The organism is Serratia sp. CY56464 (genome assembly GCF_052168435.1).
Taxonomy (GTDB): Bacteria; Pseudomonadota; Gammaproteobacteria; order Enterobacterales; family Enterobacteriaceae; genus Serratia; species Serratia marcescens.
In genome coordinates this window covers 574324-592496 of the sequence record NZ_JBJNMV010000001.1, presented here as the reverse complement: position 1 = coordinate 592496, position 18173 = coordinate 574324, and the positions used below count along the sequence as shown (strand labels likewise).

At 62.1% G+C, this 18173-nt stretch carries 12 protein-coding genes; 10 read left to right on the top strand and 2 right to left on the bottom strand.

All coding sequences use genetic code 11. The features are described 5' to 3' along the window. Position 1: 1 nt before the first annotated feature. The 9 genes from ACJ8KE_RS02840 (at position 2) to ACJ8KE_RS02800 (ending at position 15153) form a co-directional block, all read left to right on the top strand. Positions 2-577 carry a type VI secretion system baseplate subunit TssE gene (locus ACJ8KE_RS02840; RefSeq protein WP_016927249.1) on the top strand — a complete coding sequence of 192 codons (576 nt, stop codon included), beginning with the start codon at positions 2-4 and terminating at the stop codon, positions 575-577. Between the two features lie 4 nt (positions 578-581). Beyond that, positions 582-2468 carry a type VI secretion system baseplate subunit TssF gene (gene tssF, locus ACJ8KE_RS02835; protein WP_079451524.1) on the top strand — a complete coding sequence of 629 codons (1887 nt, stop codon included), beginning with the start codon at positions 582-584 and terminating at the stop codon, positions 2466-2468. Continuing rightward, entirely contained in the window at positions 2465-3535 is a 1071-nt protein-coding gene (gene tssG / locus ACJ8KE_RS02830) for a type VI secretion system baseplate subunit TssG (protein WP_016927247.1), read from the top strand. The genes tssF and tssG overlap by 4 nt, the downstream gene beginning before the upstream one ends. Positions 3536-3591: 56 nt before the next feature. Continuing rightward, on the top strand, positions 3592-6246 hold the full coding sequence (gene tssH / locus ACJ8KE_RS02825; protein WP_240293603.1) for a type VI secretion system ATPase TssH: 2655 nt from the start codon (positions 3592-3594) through the stop codon (positions 6244-6246). 49 nt (positions 6247-6295) lie between these two features. After that, complete coding sequence (locus ACJ8KE_RS02820) at positions 6296-7741, top strand: serine/threonine protein kinase (RefSeq protein WP_028130691.1); 1446 nt, start codon at positions 6296-6298, stop codon at positions 7739-7741. A gap of 143 nt (positions 7742-7884) precedes the next feature. Next, positions 7885-9813: a type VI secretion system Vgr family protein gene (locus ACJ8KE_RS02815; RefSeq protein WP_197754841.1), complete on the top strand. Its 1929-nt coding sequence runs from the start codon at positions 7885-7887 to the stop codon at positions 9811-9813. A 55-nt stretch (positions 9814-9868) separates the two neighbouring features. Continuing rightward, on the top strand, positions 9869-10309 hold the full coding sequence (locus tag ACJ8KE_RS02810; protein WP_016927243.1) for a DcrB-related protein: 441 nt from the start codon (positions 9869-9871) through the stop codon (positions 10307-10309). A gap of 2 nt (positions 10310-10311) precedes the next feature. Then, positions 10312-14772, top strand: coding sequence for a glycohydrolase toxin TNT-related protein (locus ACJ8KE_RS02805; RefSeq protein ID WP_176167130.1), 4461 nt, complete (start codon positions 10312-10314; stop codon positions 14770-14772). Between the two features lie 6 nt (positions 14773-14778). Next, positions 14779-15153 carry a hypothetical protein gene (locus ACJ8KE_RS02800; RefSeq protein WP_079449861.1) on the top strand — a complete coding sequence of 125 codons (375 nt, stop codon included), beginning with the start codon at positions 14779-14781 and terminating at the stop codon, positions 15151-15153. 181 nt (positions 15154-15334) lie between these two features. On the opposite strand, the gene sbmC is transcribed toward ACJ8KE_RS02800, so the two are convergent. Both sbmC and kynA read right to left on the bottom strand, forming a co-directional pair. Further along, a complete protein-coding gene (sbmC, locus tag ACJ8KE_RS02795; RefSeq protein WP_306376849.1) occupies positions 15335-15802 on the bottom strand; it encodes a DNA gyrase inhibitor SbmC in 468 nt (155 codons plus the stop codon). Positions 15803-15825: 23 nt separating this feature from the next. Beyond that, entirely contained in the window at positions 15826-16668 is an 843-nt protein-coding gene (kynA, locus tag ACJ8KE_RS02790; RefSeq protein ID WP_016927239.1) for a tryptophan 2,3-dioxygenase, read from the bottom strand. Positions 16669-16963: 295 nt separating this feature from the next. Here kynA and ACJ8KE_RS02785 point away from each other — a divergent pair, with 295 nt between their 5' ends. Then, positions 16964-17998: a LacI family DNA-binding transcriptional regulator gene (locus ACJ8KE_RS02785; RefSeq protein WP_016927238.1), complete on the top strand. Its 1035-nt coding sequence runs from the start codon at positions 16964-16966 to the stop codon at positions 17996-17998. Positions 17999-18173 lie beyond the last annotated feature (175 nt).

The window sequence follows — 18173 nt, the reverse complement described above, 5'->3', positions numbered from 1 at the left end:
CATGAACGATAAGCGCCCACCCCACTACGACGGCGGCGATCTGCGCCACCAGGGCTATCGCTATCGTCAGGACAGCGAACGCCTGACCTCGCGCGACAAAATGCAGCCGGTGCTGCTCGATATGCTGACCGACGACGAACCGCAGAAAAAGCAGGAGGCGCAGGCGCGCAACCTGGTGTCGCACAGCGAGCTGCGCCGCCGGGTATTGCGCGATCTGCAGTGGCTGTTCAACTGCGTCAACAGCGAATCCAATCTGGATCTCGGCGATTTTCCGCAGGTGCGGCGCTCCACCCTGAATTACGGCATCGCCTCGCTGGCGGGTAAGCGCATGTCGGACATCGAATGGCTCGACATTCAGCGCGCGCTGACCGAATCCATTCTCCATTTCGAGCCGCGCATTTTGCCCGAGGGGCTCCAGGTGCGCTGCATCTCGGATACCGGCTCGCTGGAGCTGCACAACGTGCTGTCGATCGAAATCAAGGGCCGCCTGTGGTGCGTGCCCTATCCGCTGGAGTTTCTGTTCCGTACCGACGTGGATCTGGAAAATGGCCACTTCGATCTGAAAGACATAGGGTAAGGCGATGGACAGTAAACTGTTAGATTATTACAACCGCGAGCTGGCCTATCTGCGTGAGATGGGCGCCGAGTTCGCCGAACAGTACCCGAAGGTTGCGGGCCGCCTCGGCATGCGCGGCATCGACGTGGCGGACCCTTATATCGAGCGCCTGATGGAAGGCTTTGCCTTCCTCACCTCGCGCGTGCAGCTGAAAATGGACGCCGAGTTCCCGCGCTTTTCTCAGCGCTTGCTGGAGATCATCTACCCCAACTACCTGTCACCGACGCCGTCGATGGCGATCGCCGAGCTGCAGCCGGACAGCAGCAAAGGCGACATCAGCAACGGCTTCGTGGTGCCGCGCGGTACCATGATGGACAGCCAGACGCTGAAGAAAAGCGGCATCACCTGCAGTTACACCACGGCGCATGACGTCACGCTGCAGCCGGTGCGCATCGCCGGCGTCGAGCTGGGCGGCATTCCGGCCGATATCCCGCTGGCCTCGCTGGGGCTGCAGCACAGCGGCTGCGTCAGCGCGCTGCGCATTCGTCTTGAGTGCTACGAAAGCGTGACGCTCAACAATCTGCAGCTGGATCAATTGATGTTTTACCTGGCCGGGCCGGACATGCAGGCGCAGCAGCTGCTGGAGTTGCTGATGCAGCACAGCGTCGGGCTTGTCTGCCAAACGGTGGAGGCTCAGCCGCAGCGGCGGGCGCTGGCGTTGGACGGGCTGCGACAGGAGGGCTTCGCTGCCGATCAGGCGCTGCTGCCCAACGATCTGCGCAACTTCGAAGGCTACCGGCTGCTGCAGGAGTATTTCGCCTTCCCGGCGCGCTTCCAGTTCTTCAGCGTCAACGGCCTGCGTCCGCTGCTGCAGAGCGTGCGCGAAGGGAAAAAGGGGCTGCGCCAGTTCGAGATCGTGGTGCTGCTGGATCGACACGACGCCGCGCTGGAACGGGTGGTCGACGCCGCCCATTTGGCGCTGCACTGCACGCCGGTGATCAACCTGTTTCCGAAGGTCGCCGAACGCATCGCGATCAACGAAAAAAACCACGAATACCATCTGGTGGTCGACAATATCCGGCCGCTGGATTACGAAGTGTTTTCAGTGCAGCGGCTCGGCGGCAGCGCCAGCGAAAAACGCTACGAGCAAGAGTTTCGGCCGTTTTACAGCACCCTGAGCGCGGACGACGGCAACTATGGCGCCTACTTCTCGCTGCGGCGCGAACAGCGCACGCTGTCGGAGCACGCCCGCCGCTACGGCACCCGCACCGGCTACGCCGGTTCGGAAGTGTTCGTATCGCTGGTGGACGAGCGGCAATCGCCGTGGCACAGCGATCTGAAATACCTCACCGCCGACGTGCTGTGCACCAGCCGCGACCTGCCATTGATGTTGCTGCAGCAGGATCAGGGCAACTTCGTGATGCCCGATTCGATCCCGATCAAGCAGGTCTCGCTGCGCAAAGGCCCCACCCCGCCACGCCCGGCGCTGGCCGAAGGGATGATGACCTGGCGGTTGATCAGTCAGCTGCAGCTGAATTACCTCAGCATGATGGACGGCGATCCGGAACAGGGCGCCGCCAGCCTGCGCCAGCTGCTGGGGCTGTACGGCAACCTGAGCGAGCCGGCGATCGCCAAACAGATCCAGGGCGTGCGCCACTGCAACCTGCGGCCGGTCTATCGGCGAGTGCCTGAACCCGGCCCCATCGTATTCGCGCGCGGCATCGCCATCGATCTGACGGTCGATGAGCAGGCGTTCTCCGGCAACAGCCCTTACCTGCTCGGCAGCGTGCTGGAGCGCCTGTTCTCGCGCCTGGTGGCGATGAACACCTTCACCGAGATGACGCTCTCCAGCCAGCAGCGCGGCGAGATCGCCCACTGGCAGGCGCGCATGGGCAAAAGGACGCTGATATGAGCGCGGAGATGATCGCCACCGAACTGGCGCCGCCGCAGATCAACGCGCTGTATCGCCTGCCGGACGACTTCTGGCCGCGGCTGCGCAGCGCGCCTTACAAGCACGATCTGTTTCAGCTGCTGCGCCGCATCGACGCCCAGGGCGGCCAGCCCTACCTGCTGGGGCGCGCGCCGCTGCCGCGCCACGAGATGCTGCGCCTGGGCCAGGAGCCGTCGCTGTCGTTCGCGCCCTCCACGCTGGCGCAGGTGACGCCACGCGCCAACGGCCCGCTGCACGACGTTTCGATCTTCAGTTTCGGCCTGTTCGGCCCCAACGGGCCGCTGCCGCTGCACCTGACCGAATACGTGCGCGAACGGGTATACCACCATCAGGACACCACCCTGCTGGCGTTCACCAACCTGTTCCATCACCGCCTGACGCTGCTGTTTTATCGCGCCTGGGCCGACGCACAGCCGACGGTATCGCTGGATCGCCCGGACAACCGGCGCTTCGACGAGTACCTGTCGAGCCTGATCGGCATCGGCCAGCCGGCGCAGCAGGAGCGCGACAGCATCAACGCCCACGCCAAGCATTTTATGGCCGGTCATCTGATTCGCCACAGCCGCGATCCGGAAGGCCTGAGCAAAATTTTGCAGCAGTATTTCAAGGTGCCGGTGCGCATCGTCGAAAACGTGCCGCACTGGCTGCGGGTGGAGCCGCGCGAGCAGGCGCGGCTCAAGGCCGGGCGCGGTGCGCCGCGGCTCGGCGAGTCGGCCTTTCTCGGCATCGCGGTGCGCGATATTCAGCACAAATTCCGCATCGAGCTGGGGCCGATGCCGCAGCAGGACTATGACCGTTTCTTGCCGGGCGCAGACCTGTGCCGGCAACTGCGCGACTGGGTGCGCCAATATCTGGGCATCGAGTTCGTCTGGGAAGTGCGCCTGATCCTGGCGAAGGAACAGGCGCACGGCACCCAGCTCGGCGGCGCGCAGCGATTGGGCCTGAGCAGTTGGCTGGCCAACCATCGGCGACAGCGCGATCTCGACGATCTGATCTTCAGCCCTGAACCGCTGGAAAATCCGTTCTGACCCTATTTCGGCCGACGCCCCGTGGCGTCAGGCCACCCTGAGACCTGAGGAAAACCATGTCTGAAATCAGCCGCTCGGTATTATTTGGCAAACTGGATAGCCTGTTATTCACCTCTCTGGAAAGTGCGACGGCGTTTTGCAAGCTGCGCGGTAACCCCTACGTCGAATTGGCGCACTGGCTGCATCAGCTGATGCAATCGCCGGACGGCGATCTGCAGCAGATCGTTCGCCACTTCGCGTTGGACGAGGCGCAGCTGGCGCGCGACATCGTCGAGGCGCTCGATCGCCTGCCGCGCGGCGCCAGCGCCATCTCCGATCTGTCCGAGCACATCGACAGCGCGGTAGAGCGCGCCTGGGTCTATGGCTCATTGAAATTCGGCGCGTCGCGCATCCGCGGCGGCCACCTGCTGCTCGGCATTCTGAAAACCTACAGCCTGCGCCATCTGCTGAAGGCCATTTCCCCGCAGTTCGAGCGCATCAACGCCGATCTGTTGATGGAGCAGTTCGCCGCCATTACCGCTCACTCGGCGGAAAACGCCCAGGATGCGCCGGCGGAAAGCCGCGCCGAGAACGCCTCCGGCGCGGCGCGCAGCGGTGAAAGCGTGCTGGCGCAGTATGCCCAGGATCTGACCGCCAGAGCGCGCGACGGCGAGATCGACCCGGTGGCCGGCCGCGATGAGGAGATCCGGCAAATCATCGATATCCTGATGCGCCGCCGCCAGAACAACCCGCTGCTGACCGGCGAGGCCGGCGTCGGCAAAACCGCGGTGGTGGAAGGCCTGGCGCTGCGCATCGTGGCCGGCGACGTGCCGCCGCAGCTGCGCGACGTGAAGCTGTGCCTGCTGGACATCGGCATGCTGCAGGCCGGCGCCGGCGTTAAGGGCGAGTTTGAAAAACGGCTGCAGGCGGTGATCGACGAAGTGCAGTCCAGCCCGACGCCAATCATCCTATTTATCGACGAAATTCACACCCTGATCGGCGCCGGCGGCGCCCAGGGCACCGGCGACGCGGCCAACCTGCTGAAACCGGCGCTGGCGCGTGGCCAACTGCGCACCATTGGCGCCACCACCTGGTCGGAATACAAGAAATACATCGAGAAAGACCCGGCGCTCACCCGCCGTTTCCAGGTGGTGCAGGTACACGAACCGAGCGAAGACAAAGCGCTGTTGATGCTGCGCAGCACCGTCAGCCCGCTGGAGCAACACCACCGCGTGCTGCTGCTGGATGAAGCGGTGGACGCCGCGGTGCGGCTGTCCCATCGCTATATTCCAGCCCGCCAGTTGCCGGACAAGGCGGTAGCGCTGCTGGATACCGCCTGTGCGCGCGTGGCGGTCAGCCAACACGCCGAGCCCGCCCAGGTCGAAGACTGCCGCCACCGCATCGATGCGCTGCAGATCGAATTGGATATCGCCCGCCGCGAGGCCAAGGTCGGCATTGGCGATCCCCTGCGCCCGCAGGAGATTGAAACCCAGCTGACCGCGCTGCGCCAGGAGTTGGAACAGCTGACCGACCGCTGGCAGCAGGAGCTGGCGCTGATCCAAGAGATCATCACGCTGCGCGCGCAGTTGCACCGGCAGGAAGCGGAGCCTGCCGGCGAAGAAACGCAGGCAGCCCCTGACGCCGACGCGCTGCGCACCCAGCTGGGCGAACTGCAGCAGCAGCTGAGCGCGCTGCAGGGCGAAGCGCCGCTGATCTTCGCCGCCGTCGACGCCAACATCGTGGCGGCGGTGGTGGCCGACTGGACCGGCATCCCGCTGGGCCGCATGGTGAAAAACGAGATTGAAGCGGTGCTGCAGCTCTCCGACACCCTGAATCAGCGCGTGATCGGCCAACGCCATGCGCTGGATCTGATCGCCCGTCGGGTGCGCACTTCGCGGGCGCGGCTGGACGATCCGAACAAGCCGGTCGGGGTGTTCCTGCTGGCCGGGCCATCCGGCGTCGGCAAGACCGAAACCGCGCTGGCGCTGGCGGAAACCCTGTACGGCGGCGAGCAGAACGTCATCACCATCAACATGAGCGAATTCCAGGAGTCGCACACCGTTTCGACGCTGAAAGGCGCGCCCCCCGGCTATGTCGGCTACGGCGAAGGCGGCGTGCTGACCGAGGCGGTGCGCCGCCGTCCATACAGCGTGGTGCTGTTGGACGAGATCGAGAAGGCGCACCCGGACGTGCATGAAATCTTCTTCCAGGTGTTCGACAAGGGCTGGATGGAGGACGGCGAAGGCCGCCATATCGATTTCCGCAACACCATCATCATCCTGACCTCCAACGTCGGCACCGATCTGATCGCCGGGCTGTGCAGCGATCCGGAGCTGCTGCCGGAGCCGGAGGCGCTGAGCGGCGCGCTGCGCCAGCCGCTGCTGTCGGTGTTTCCGGCCGCCTTGCTCGGCCGTCTGCTGGTGGTGCCGTATTACCCGCTGACCGACGCCACGCTGGGCAACATCGTGCGCCTGCAGCTGGGCCGCATCCAGCGTCGCCTGGCGGAGAATCACGACATCGTCTGCACCTTCGACGACGCGGTCATCGAGCAGATCGTCAGCCGCTGCACCGAAGTGGAGTCCGGCGGCCGCATGGTCGACGCCATCCTGACCAACACCCTGCTGCCGCAGATCAGCCACACCCTGCTGACCGGCAGCGCCAACGACCAGCGCTATCGCCAGCTGCACATCGCGCTGCAGAACCACGAATTCATTTGTCAATTTCAGGCATAACGCCGCGGCCGCCGAGACGGCGGCCCTTTGAATACAGAGAGTCATCACTATGTCGGGAACCGGGATAACCAAACCGAATTCGAACAGCCTGCCGAGCGGCTATCGATTCAACGAATTCGAGATCCAGGAAGCGATCGGCGAAGGCGGCTTCGGCATCGTCTACCGCGCCTACGATCACCAACTGGAACGCACCATCGCCATCAAGGAGTACATGCCGACCTCGCTGGCGAAACGCAACGACGATCTCAGCATCGGGCTGCGCGGCGAGCGCTTCGGCAAAACCTTCCAGGCCGGGCTGAACAGCTTTATTCAGGAGGCGCGTCTGCTGGCGCGCTTCTCGCATCCCGGCCTGCTGCACGTGTTGCGCTTCTGGGAAGAGAACGGCACCGCCTACATGGGCACCCAGTTTTACAGCGGCACCACGCTGAAAAACCTGCAGGCGCAGCAGCCGGAGAAAATCGACGAGGCGTGGATCCGGCGGCTGCTGCCGCCGCTGTTCAGCGCCATCAACACCATCCATCAGGAAGGCTATCTGCACCGCGACATTTCGCTGGATAACATCCAGATCCAGGAGAGCCAGCTGCCGGTGCTGCTGGACTTTGGATCGGCGCGCAAAGAGATCGGCAACCTGTCGGACGAAACGGAAATCATGCTCAAACCGGGCTTCGCGCCGATCGAGCAGTACACCGAGAACAGCGACGGCGAACAGGGGCCGTGGACCGATATCTATGCGCTGGGCGCCGTGCTGCACACGCTGATCGTCGGTTCGCCGCCGCCGGTCAGCGTGGTGCGCAGCATCGAAGACAGCTACCAGCCGCTGGCCGAGCGCCGCCCCGCCGGCTACTCGCCGGAGCTGTTGCGCACCGTCGATCGCGCGCTGGCGCTGAAGCCGGAAGACCGCCCGCAGACCATCGATGAAATGGCCGAGCTGTTGCATCTGCCGATCGCCGATGAAAACGAAATCATCAGCACCCCGGCCGCCGCGCCGGAGAACTTGTTGGTCGCCGCCAACCCGGCCGCCGCTGCGGCCGCCGCCGGCGCCGTTACCGCGCGCGGCACCCAATTCTCGCGCCCGATGATGGCCGGCGCAGGCGTCGCGGCGCTGCTGGTGATCGGCGCCGTCGCCTGGCTGAGCGGCGGCAAGGACGACGCCCAGGCCGTCGCCCAAAACACCGTGGCGTCACCGGCGCAGAAAACCCTGACGGAGCAGCCGAGCGCGCCGCAAGCCGCGCAGCCTGCCGCGGCGGAACCTGAAAAAGCGGCGCCGCCACCGCAGCCGGTGGCGCTGGTGTACTTCAAACTGCAACCGGGTGAGCAGGTCAGCCTCGACGGCAAGCCGCAGCAGGTCACTGCGGGCGAAAATGGCTTTGCCAGCCTGAACCTGGCGCCGGGCCGTTATCAGTTGGAGATCCGCCACAACGATCGGCTGCGCCGCCAACAGCTCAGCATCGACACCGCCGGAACCTGGCTGGTCAACCCGGCCACCGCCGGTTAATCCCGTTCTGAAACGCCGCCGCGGCGGGGTTTTCCCTATTTCATGAGACTGGCGCACCACTGCCCATCCTCATTGGCCGCACGGCAAAGCCGCTGCAACGCCGGAGTATGCAGGGCATGACGTCAATCACAGAGGACGTTCTCATGTTGGATCGCATTATTGCGCACACGCCGCTGGGCCAGGAGCAACTGCTGTTCCGCTCGCTGGACGGCATCGAAGCGCTTTCCACTCCTTTCGACTTCTCTATTGAATTGCTGAGCACCGACGCGCGGCTCGATCGCAAAGCGCTGCTCGGCCAACCGCTGACGCTGGAGATCCCGACCCAGGGCTTTCTCAGCGCCCCGCGCTACCTGAACGGCAAGATCACCGCCATCGCCGTCAGCAGCGAAGAGATCGGCGGCACGCGCTACGCGGTGTATAACCTGCACGTGCAGCCGGATCTGTGGCCGATGACCAAAGACCGCAACTTCCGCATCTTCCAGGAACAGACGGTGCCGCAGATCGTCAAGACCCTGCTGGCGGAGCACAACGTGCAGCTGGAAGATCAGCTGACCGGCGACTATCGCCTGTGGGGCTACTGCGTGCAGTACAACGAAAGCAGCTTCAACTTCATCAGCCGCCTGATGGAGCAGGAGGGCATCTATTACTATTTCAAACACGAGATGGGCAAACACACGCTGGTGCTCGGGGATGCGCCCCACCACCACCAGCCCTATCCCGGCTACGAGATGATCCCCTACCACCTGACGCCGTCCGGCGGCAGCACCAGCGAGGAAGGCATCAGCCAGTGGACGTTGTCCGATCGCGTCACGCCGGGCATCTACAGCCTGGACGACTACGATTTTCGCAAACCGAACGCCTGGCTGTTCCAGGCGCGGCAAAACCCGGTCTCCCCCACGCCGGGGCAGATCGACGTTTACGACTGGCCAGGCCGCTACACCGAGCATCAGCAGGGGGAGTTCTACGCCCGCGTGCGCCAGGAGGCCTGGCAGGCCGAGCATCAGCAGATCCGGGGCACCGCCACCGCGCTGGGCATCGCTCCCGGCAGCACCTTTACGTTGTATAACGCCCCGCACGCCGACGACAACCGCGAGTACCTGACGCTGCAGGCCAACTACCATCTGAAAGAGAACCGCTACGCCAGCGGCGACGATCAGAGCAGTGAACACCGCATTGACTTCACCGTGCTGCCGGCGGACGTGCCCTGGCACCCGCCGCAGCAGGCCAGCTGGCCGAAAACCCACGGGCCGCAGACCGCCCGGGTGGTCGGTCCGGCCGGCGAATCGATCTGGACCGATAAATACGGCCGCATCAAGGTGAAATTCCACTGGGATCGCTTCGGGCCGAAAGACGACGGCAGCTCCTGCTGGGTGCGTGTCTCCAGCGCCTGGGCCGGCCAGGGCTACGGCGGCGTGCAGATCCCGCGCGTCAACGACGAAGTGGTGGTGGACTTTATCAACGGCGATCCGGATCGGCCGATCGTCACCGGGCGCGTCTATAACGAAGCCAGCATGCCGCCGTGGGCGCTGCCGGCCGCCGCCACCCAGATGGGCTTTATGAGCCGCACCAAGGACGGCACCGCCGACAACGCCAACGCCCTGCGTTTCGAAGACAAGGCCGGCGCCGAACAGGTGTGGATCCAGGCGGAACGCAACATGGACACCCAGGTGAAAAACGATGAAAGCCACACCATCGCTAACGACCACACGCATCTGGTGGGCGGTAACCAGATCAAACGGGTGGTGCTCAATCAGGCGACCGGCGTCAAAGGCGAATCCTCCGCGCTGACCGGCAAAACGCGCAGCGACGCCGTAGTCAACGCCTTTACCCTCGGCTCCGGCGAATCGCTGCGGCTGGAGTGCGGCGAAAGCGTGATCGAGCTACTGGCGAACGGCCAAATCAACATCACCGGCACCAGCTTCAATATCACGGTGAAAGAGGACGGGGAGATCAACACCGGCGGCCAGCTGGATCTCAACCAGCCTGGCGGCGCCGCGCGCACCGCCGCACCGGGTGGCGGCCATCAGGCGGCAATCCAGAGCGCCGTCGATCAGCTGTTCCCGAAATCCTGATGCCGACGCGGCCCTGCGCCGCGTCCTTTCCCCCTGATTACTTGCAAGGACATCCATGGATTACCTTTTCCAGGAAGGCTATTTCACCCTACCCGCCATCGCCTGGCAGGACTGCACGGTCAATATTCTCAAAAACCCGCAAACCGGCGCCTCGCTGGTCATCACCCGCGGCATCATTCCACAAGGTGCCACGCTGGAGGACGAATTCGAGAAGCAGTGGCAAGCACTGCTGCCACAGATCAGCGATTTGCAACAGTCGCCGCGCCGGCGCATCAGCGCCGGGCCGCAGGGCCATCTCAAGGCGATTGAAGTCACCAGTCGCTTTATCCGCGCCGGACACCACCATCATCAGCATCAGTTGACGGTGCAGCCGGACGAGAGCCAGACGTTACTGATCGTCACCTATGCCGCCATGCGCCCCTTCACCCCCGAGGATGACGCTCACTGGCAGCAGGTGAAAGCGTCGCTGGTCTTGACCGAACACAGTGAACGATAGCCATGGCTGAGATCTGGGCAGCAAGAAAGGATGACGAACTGATCCACACCAGCGCGTTGGCGGACATCGCCAGCGCCGTCGCGGAAGTCGCGGTATATGCGGTAGCGACCGCCGCCGTGTCCGCAGCAGCAGCCGCCGCAGCGCCGGCATTGGCAGGGGTGGCGGTGCTCGGCGCAGCGGCGACGGCGGCCTCCGGCTGCGTCGGCGCCGGGCTAATCGTCGGTTTTGCCACCAGCCTGACCGGCGTCGGAGAACATATCAGCAACGGCTGCGACGCCGTGGCCAACTGGCTCTTCCCGCCTTCCGTCTCCGGCGTCATTCTCACGGGCTCCCCCAACGTCTTCACCAACGCCAAACCGGCGGCACGCGCCGCCGGTCGCTTACTCACGCCCGCAGAGATCAAAGCGTTACCGGCGCCACAGCCGCCGCAAAGCTTCTGGGATTATGGCGCCGAGCTGCTGGCCGCCGGCGGTAATATCCTCTCGCAGCTATGGCAGCCCGGTGTCGCCGGCCCCAGCCAGCCCAGCCAACCGCTGGAAGAAGATAAAATCAGCTGCGACAAACACCCGCTTCCGCAATACCTGGCGGAAGGCTCCCGTAAAGTATTTATCAACGGCCAACCGGCCGTACGCAGCAATGACCGTTCAACCTGCGAGGCGAAAGTCTCGACCGACGTCTCCAAAAATGTGCAGATCGGCGGCGGCACGGCGGTGGTACGCGACATCAAGAGCGGCAAGCTGCCGGGTATCGGTTTGGCGCTGACCGTGCTGCCGCTGCTGCTCGGTAATCCGGCCAAGCTGGTTAAGAACCTGCCTTGCATGATCGGCGGCGGTCTGGCGGCGGCGGGCGTTAACGCCCTCGGCGAAGCGATCCACGCCGCCTTTAACCCGGTGCATGCCGCCACCGGCGCCAAGGTATTGAACGGCGAAGAAGATCTGGACCTGTTGCTGCCGGCGCGCTTTCCGCTGGTCTGGCAGCGCAATTACAACAGCCGCAATGGCTATCAGGGACTGTTTGGCCACGGCTGGCGCACGCCTTTTGAAATTTGGGTCGATCTTAACGACCGGGACGGCGTCGTTGAGTGTTGCCTGCATGATGAAACCGGTCGTGAGCTACGCTTCCCGCTGCCTGAGGTGAACCAGCCGAGCTTCAGCGCCGGTGAAGGGCTGATGTTCCGCCGCGGTGAAGCGGGACAGCTGCTGATCGCCGACACCGACGGCAGCGTCTGGCGCCTGTTCGTGCCGCTGCCGCAGAACCCTTCCCGCCTGCGGCTAGTGTCGTTGAGCGATGAGTACGATAACGCGCTGCTGCTGAACTACGACGAACGACAGCGCCTGAGCAGTATCACCGATAGCGCCGGCGCCATGACATTGCGGCTGGAATACGGCGATCCGCGCTTCGACGATCGCGTCACCGCCTTGCGGCATAACGACGAAGCACGCGTACGCTACCGTTATGACGACGGCGGCGATCTGCATCAGGTGATCGACGCCGGCGGCTTGGTCACGCGTGAATTTCACTATAACGCCCAACATCTGTTGACCCGCCACCAACAGGCCGGTGGGCCCAGCTTCGAGTATCGCTGGGCGATGTTCGACGACTGGCGCGTGGTGGAACACCGCGACAGCGCCGGCGGCGGCTGCACAATCGACTACGATTTGGCCACCGGGTTAACGACGGTCACCGAGTATGACGGCTTGCGGCACCAGCACCGCTGGAACGCCCAACGGCTGATCGTCGAATATACCGACGAGCGTGGTGAGGTCTGGCATTATCAATGGAATGACGAAGACATGCTGATCGCCACGCGCGATCCGCTCGGCCACGGCTGGCATTTCCGCTACGATGAAGCCGGCAATCTGGTCGAGGAAGAGGATCCGCTCGGCCATATTCGCCTCACCGGTTGGCTACCGCAGCGCGCGCTGCCGATCAGCGTCAAGGAGCCCAACGGCGCCACACAGCATTTCTACTACGACGAGCGCCATGCCTTGATTGCCGAGATCGATGCGCTCGGCCATACCCAGCGCTACCTGCGCGATGGCTATGGCCAGGTGGTGCAAGCCGTCGACGCCAACGGCGGCATCAGCCATTTCGCTTATGATGAGCACGGGCAATTATTGCGCGCCCGCGATTGCTCCGGCAAACAAACCCTCTACAAATATACGGCTCAAGGCTGGCTCAGCGAGGTAACCGACGCCGCCGGCGAACGCGTTCATTACCGCTACGATGCCGCCGGTCGCCTGACACAGCTGCAGCGCGCCGAGGGCTGGCAAGAGACGCTGAGCTGGAACGCGCAGGGCCAGTTGGATCGCTATCAGGGGGCCAATGGGCGCCTGACGCATTATCGCTATGACGCAGCCGGCCGCCTGCTGGCCACGCGCAATCCGCTCGATGGCGAGGTGGTGCGCCACTACGACGCCCGCGGCAGATTAACGGCGCTGCGCAACGAGAATGCCGAAAGCTACCTGTTCCATTGGACGGCCTGCAACTTGTTGCAGGAAGAAATCGGATTGGACGGCGTCAGCACCCGTTATCGTTACGACGAATGCCGCCGGGTCGTCGAGCGCCGCTTCGCCGCCAATACCTCCGCCTCCTTCTCGCACTATTTCAGCCATGACGCCGCCGGCCAACTGGTGAGCAAACAAACGCCCGATGGAGAAACCCGCTACCGCTACAGCCCGATCGGCCAACTGCTGCATGCCGCCAGTGACCGCGGCAACGCATGGCATGACGAGCCGACAACGGCTCAGAGCGAGGTCAGTTTTGACTATGACTTGCTGGGGCGGGTAACCCGTGAACAAGGTGCCAACGGTACGCTGCGCTATGATTACGATCCGATGGGTAACCGCACGCAAACCACATTGCCCGACGGACGCGCGCTGCGCGCGCTGTACTATGGCAGCGGCCACCTGCTGCAGCTGGCGCTGGACGATATCACCCTCAGCGAGTTCGAACGCGACAATCTGCACCGCGAGCTGAGCCGTACGCAGGGTCGCCTGACCAGCCGAGTGCATTATGACCGGCTGGGGCGCAAAGACCGGCGGGAGATCTTCAATGACAACCGCCAGCGCCCGGCGCCGGCCAGCAGCTCGCGCCAATGGACCTACGACTATCAAAACAACCTGACGCGCGAAGAACACAACGCCAACCCGTTCTCCTACCAGCGTTATCAGTACGATGCCTCCGGTCGATTGCTGAACCGGGACGGCACGCTGCCGGATACCGAGCGCTACCGGTACGATCCGGCATCCAACCTGCTGGATGAGGGGCAATTCCGCCAGCGGCACAACCGCGTACTGCATTATCAGGGCGTTGATTATCGGTACGATGTCTTTGGCCGCACGGTGGAAAAACGCAAAGGCCACTACCGTTGGCAATATCTCTACGACGCCGATCATCGCCTCTGCGAGGTGGTGCGCTACAGCCAGCATCGCAGCGAAGCACAGCAGCATGTGCAGTTCCACTATGATCCGCTCGGGCGGCGCACGCAAAAGCGGGTGTGGCAGCAAAGTCAGGATCTGCGCCAACCGGCCGGCAAATGCCAAACCACCACGTTTTTGTGGGAAGGTTTCCGGCTGCTGCAGGAAACTCGCGACGGCATGCCCCTCACCTATGTCTATGCCGATCAGGGCAGCTATGAACCTTTGGCGCGCATCGACGGCCACGCGCCGGCCCAAGTATTTTACTTCCACACGGCGCCGAACGGCGAACCGGAAAGCCTGACCGACAGCGACGGAACGCTGCGCTGGCAGAGCCACAGCAGCGCCTGGGGCCGCATAAAGTATGAGGAAAATCAGCAAGATCTGGATTACTCCCAAAACCTGCGCCTGCAGGGTCAATACCTGGATCGGGAAACGGGATTGCACTACAATTTGTTCCGCTATTACGATCCGGATATCGGCAGATTTACCCAGCACGATCCGATAGGTTTGGCCGGCGGGATCAACCTGTACCAATACGCGCCGAACTCGCTGGGTTGGGTGGATCCGTTGGGGTTGAGTTGCGGCAATTCCTGGAATAATTTTCAATCGAAGTCGAAAGGTGTTTTTGCATCCAGAAGCCAGGCATCTAAAGCTTATAATCTGTGGAAAAAACAAGATTGGGCGGCCTTAGAAAAATTCATGGGGCATGGCTCATGGCCTCCCAATAGAGGTTTTGTACAAGCAACGCCTACTACTCTTATGCCTGGAGCAAAAATTGATAGATACGGTGGCTGGACAAATAATGGCGTATTCAACGACCGAGGTACCTTTGTCTCTCCTGCTGGAGCCTCTTTTGGCAGCCGGGCATTACCGTTAGATACACTGGAAAAACCGTATCGAGTATATGAGGTGGTTAAACCAATCCAAGCAGATATGGGGCCTGCTATACCGTGGTTTAACCAAGCTGGTGGAGGAACACAATTTGAACTGTCCAAATCCATCAGTCAACTTCTTGCAGAAGGCCGAATCCGGCCAATTTGAGGAATTATGAGCGAAAAATACGTTAGCGTGAAGAAAGATAAGCAACTGTTTGATGGTAACGAAGAGCAGTTTCACTTATTTAAAAAAGAAGTATCCATCCCTAACTCTAACGAAAAAGTACTTTATGATAACAGCTCTGCGATACCCATATGGGATATAGATGAAAACATCAGGAAGGCGATCGCAGAAAAAATAAGCGGAATAAAAGTCATAGAGTACCCATATGACCCAATACCTTCATATAAAAATGAAAATCTGGATATCTATGTTCAACCAGTAGAGTCGGACATGCACAAAAAAAGAATAACAATAATCACGGCGACGGGTGAATCACAACCAGCAAGATATAAGATAAAGTTGCTGGGTTTCATTTTTCACTAGCACTCTATTAAGTTCGCTTACTGCAAACAATAGATTTTATAAAAAACCTTAAACATACATTCTATGATATAGACATGGAATAATTATTCTTATGACCTTTCCACTTTTAAATGAGTCTTTAAATACCCCATCAAAAGGCTCCCAAAGAGCCTTTTGATACGCTACCGCGCCGTTAGCCCCTTCACCACTTCTTCACCGTCTGGTAAATATCGAGGTCGAAATAGCCGTCGGCTTCGCAGTCGTTGAGATAGTGTTCGTAGCTCACCCCCTCAACCGGCTGGTAGCCGCTGGCCGGCAGCAGCTTCTGATAGAACTCGCCCCACACCCGCTCGAAATCGCCATCGCTGATGCGCACGTGGTAGACCGCGTACTGCCCGGCGGGCAGCGTCTGCACGGTAACGCCCTCGCTGCCCGCCGGCAGCGCGAAATCGTCCGCCACGCTCATCACCACGTCGGCGCGCAGCTTTTCCGGCGCCACTTCCGCCGGATCGTCCCAATACAGCACTAGCCATTTGCCAAACGGCACGCCGTGGCGCTGCCGCCATGCCAGCAGTTGCTGCGAGCCCTGCGGGATCGTCTGCGGATACGGCCCCACGACTCTGACACCCACCACCCTCTCCGCCACCTTATCGATAATCCTCACGCTCATCGCCCTTATCCTCTTTCGTTATCTCAGGCGCCGATTTCGGTGCGCACATCCAGCAGCTCGGGGAAAAAGGTCAGATCCAACGCCTTTTTCAGGAAGCTGACGCCGCTGGAACCGCCGGTGCCCGACTTAAAGCCGATGATCCGCTCCACCGTTTTCATATGGCGGAAACGCCACAGGTGAAAACTCTCTTCGATATCCACCAGCTTCTCCGCCATTTCATAGGCTTCCCAGTAGGTCTGCGGGTTGTCGTAGATCACTTTAAACGCCGGCAGCAGATCCGGGTTGCGCTGGTAGGGCTGCGTCCAGTCGCGCTTGAGGCACTCCTGCGGGATCGGCAGGCCGTGGCGCGCCAGGTACAGCAAGTATTCGTCGTACAGGCTCGGCGCTTCGAGGATTGCCTTCAGCGCGGCGTGCTTTTCCGCGTCGTTGCTGAACACCGCCAGCATCGCCGCATTCTTGTTGCCGAGCAGGAACTCGATCGACCGGTATTGGTGCGACTGGAAGCCCGATGAGCTGCCCAGCACGTCGCGAAACTCGACGTACTCCGACGGCGTCAGCGTTTCCAGCACCGCCCACTGCTCGAACAGCAGCCGCTGGATCTGTTTGACGCGCGCGAGGATTTTGAAACAGTGGCTGAGTTTGTCCTGCTGCACCAGCCGCAACGCCGCCTGCAGCTCGTGCAGCATCAGCTTCATCCACAGTTCGGAGGTTTGGTGCTGTATCACGAACAGCATTTCGTCATGATGCGGCGGGTTGGAGAGCGGGTGCTGGCAGTCCAGCAGCGAGTCCAGGCACAGGTAGTCGCCATAGCTCATGCGTTTGGAAAAATCGGTGACAATCGCGCTTTCTAAGTCCCGTTTGTTCATCTGTGATCTCCGTTGCGCCCAGCGCCCCATCGGCCTGGAACGTGCCGCAAAGAGAAAACAATAGTACAGAACCCGCCGCCCCGAAGGACGATAAACGAGAGGTGCTTCGCAGATCTCACTCATCTGCGTTAACACATGCCCCCTGCCCCTTTGTTGTTTAGTAAACAACACGGCTGCCGCCTGACGACTCTCACAAATGCGCAATCCCATGCGCGCGGCGCCCCGGTTGCGGCTTGCCTGCGGCCGGCTTCCCTTATAGATTGCAGGCTAACGGCAGGCAGCAAGGTATCGGCAAATGGCAAATATTCGTGATGTGGCGCGGTTGGCCGGCGTGTCCATCAGCAGCGTGTCGAACCTGCTGAACAATCGCAGCCACCAGATGAGCGCGCAGACCCGTGAGCGCATCGAACGGGCGATGGAAACCCTGGGATACCGGCCGGCCCGAGCGGCGGCGCCCGCGCCGCAGGCGAAGATCATCGGCCTGCTGCTGCCGTCGATCGTCAACCCGAGCTTTTCGGCGCTGGCGCATGCGGTCGACGGCGCGGCGCGGGCTCACCGTTACCGCGTCTTGCTCGGCAACGCCTACCGCCAGGAACAGGAAGAAGCCGCGTTTATCGACGATATGTTCCTGCACGGCGTGCGCGGCATCATCGTGGCGGCGAGCGACATTCGCCAGACTCATTTTGTTCGGGCCGCCGAGCGAGGCATGAAGATTGTCAGCTACGACAGCCCGTTCGCCGAGCCGATGGCCACCGATACCCGGTTGTTCGACAGCGTGTCGATGGACAATATCGCCGCCGGGCGCCTGGCCGCGCAGCACCTGCTCGAGCGCGGCTGCCGACACATCGTGTTCGCCACCGAAGCGACGCTGACCGTCGGGCGCAGCCACAAGATCGACGGTTTTCTGAGCGCGCTGGGGCACAGCCTAAGCGAACGCCAACGGGTGATCGAAGGCAAAGCCACCAGCGCCTACGGCGACACGGAAATGTTCGAATTGGGGCTGACGCTGGCGCCGCGCGTTCTCGCGTTGGCACCGCGCCCGGACGGCATCGTGGCGATTAACGATGCGTTGGGCATCGGCCTGATGGTGGGCCTGCGCGCCGCCGGCGTCCAGGTGCCCGCAGACATCTCGGTGATCGGCATCGACAATATCGCGCTGGCCGGCCTGGCCGAACCGGGGTTGACGTCGATTGGCCCGCCGCTGGCGGAGATGGCGCAGCTGATGGTCGAACGCCTGATCGGCCGCATCAACAATGATTCGAAACCGCCCGGCGAGTTTCTCTTTCCGCCGACGGTCATCAGCCGGCGCTCGGTCAAAGCCGCCGGTTAATACGGTAAAAACGACTTTCCCAGACGATGCGCAGTCGGCATCGTCCGGATCGCCACAGCTAAAAGCAGAAAAAATAGAATCGTCGCAATAAATAAACGGCGCGACGCTTTTATGCACGCAACGTTGTTATTCAGCTCTCCGCCTCATGGCTTTGGGCCGGGCCGCTATTATTCCG

Bases quoted from the DNA above. Each gene is read 5' to 3' on its own strand.
- ACJ8KE_RS02840 (WP_016927249.1), top strand. From the start codon at position 2: ATGAACGATAAGCGCCCACCCCACTACGACGGCGGCGATCTGCGCCAC.
- tssF (WP_079451524.1), top strand. From the start codon at position 582: ATGGACAGTAAACTGTTAGATTATTACAACCGCGAGCTGGCCTATCTG.
- tssG (WP_016927247.1), top strand. From the start codon at position 2,465: ATGAGCGCGGAGATGATCGCCACCGAACTGGCGCCGCCGCAGATCAAC.
- tssH (WP_240293603.1), top strand. From the start codon at position 3,592: ATGTCTGAAATCAGCCGCTCGGTATTATTTGGCAAACTGGATAGCCTG.
- ACJ8KE_RS02820 (WP_028130691.1), top strand. From the start codon at position 6,296: ATGTCGGGAACCGGGATAACCAAACCGAATTCGAACAGCCTGCCGAGC.
- ACJ8KE_RS02815 (WP_197754841.1), top strand. From the start codon at position 7,885: ATGTTGGATCGCATTATTGCGCACACGCCGCTGGGCCAGGAGCAACTG.
- ACJ8KE_RS02810 (WP_016927243.1), top strand. From the start codon at position 9,869: ATGGATTACCTTTTCCAGGAAGGCTATTTCACCCTACCCGCCATCGCC.
- ACJ8KE_RS02805 (WP_176167130.1), top strand. From the start codon at position 10,312: ATGGCTGAGATCTGGGCAGCAAGAAAGGATGACGAACTGATCCACACC.
- ACJ8KE_RS02800 (WP_079449861.1), top strand. From the start codon at position 14,779: ATGAGCGAAAAATACGTTAGCGTGAAGAAAGATAAGCAACTGTTTGAT.
- sbmC (WP_306376849.1), bottom strand. From the start codon at position 15,802: ATGAGCGTGAGGATTATCGATAAGGTGGCGGAGAGGGTGGTGGGTGTC.
- kynA (WP_016927239.1), bottom strand. From the start codon at position 16,668: ATGAACAAACGGGACTTAGAAAGCGCGATTGTCACCGATTTTTCCAAA.
- ACJ8KE_RS02785 (WP_016927238.1), top strand. From the start codon at position 16,964: ATGGCAAATATTCGTGATGTGGCGCGGTTGGCCGGCGTGTCCATCAGC.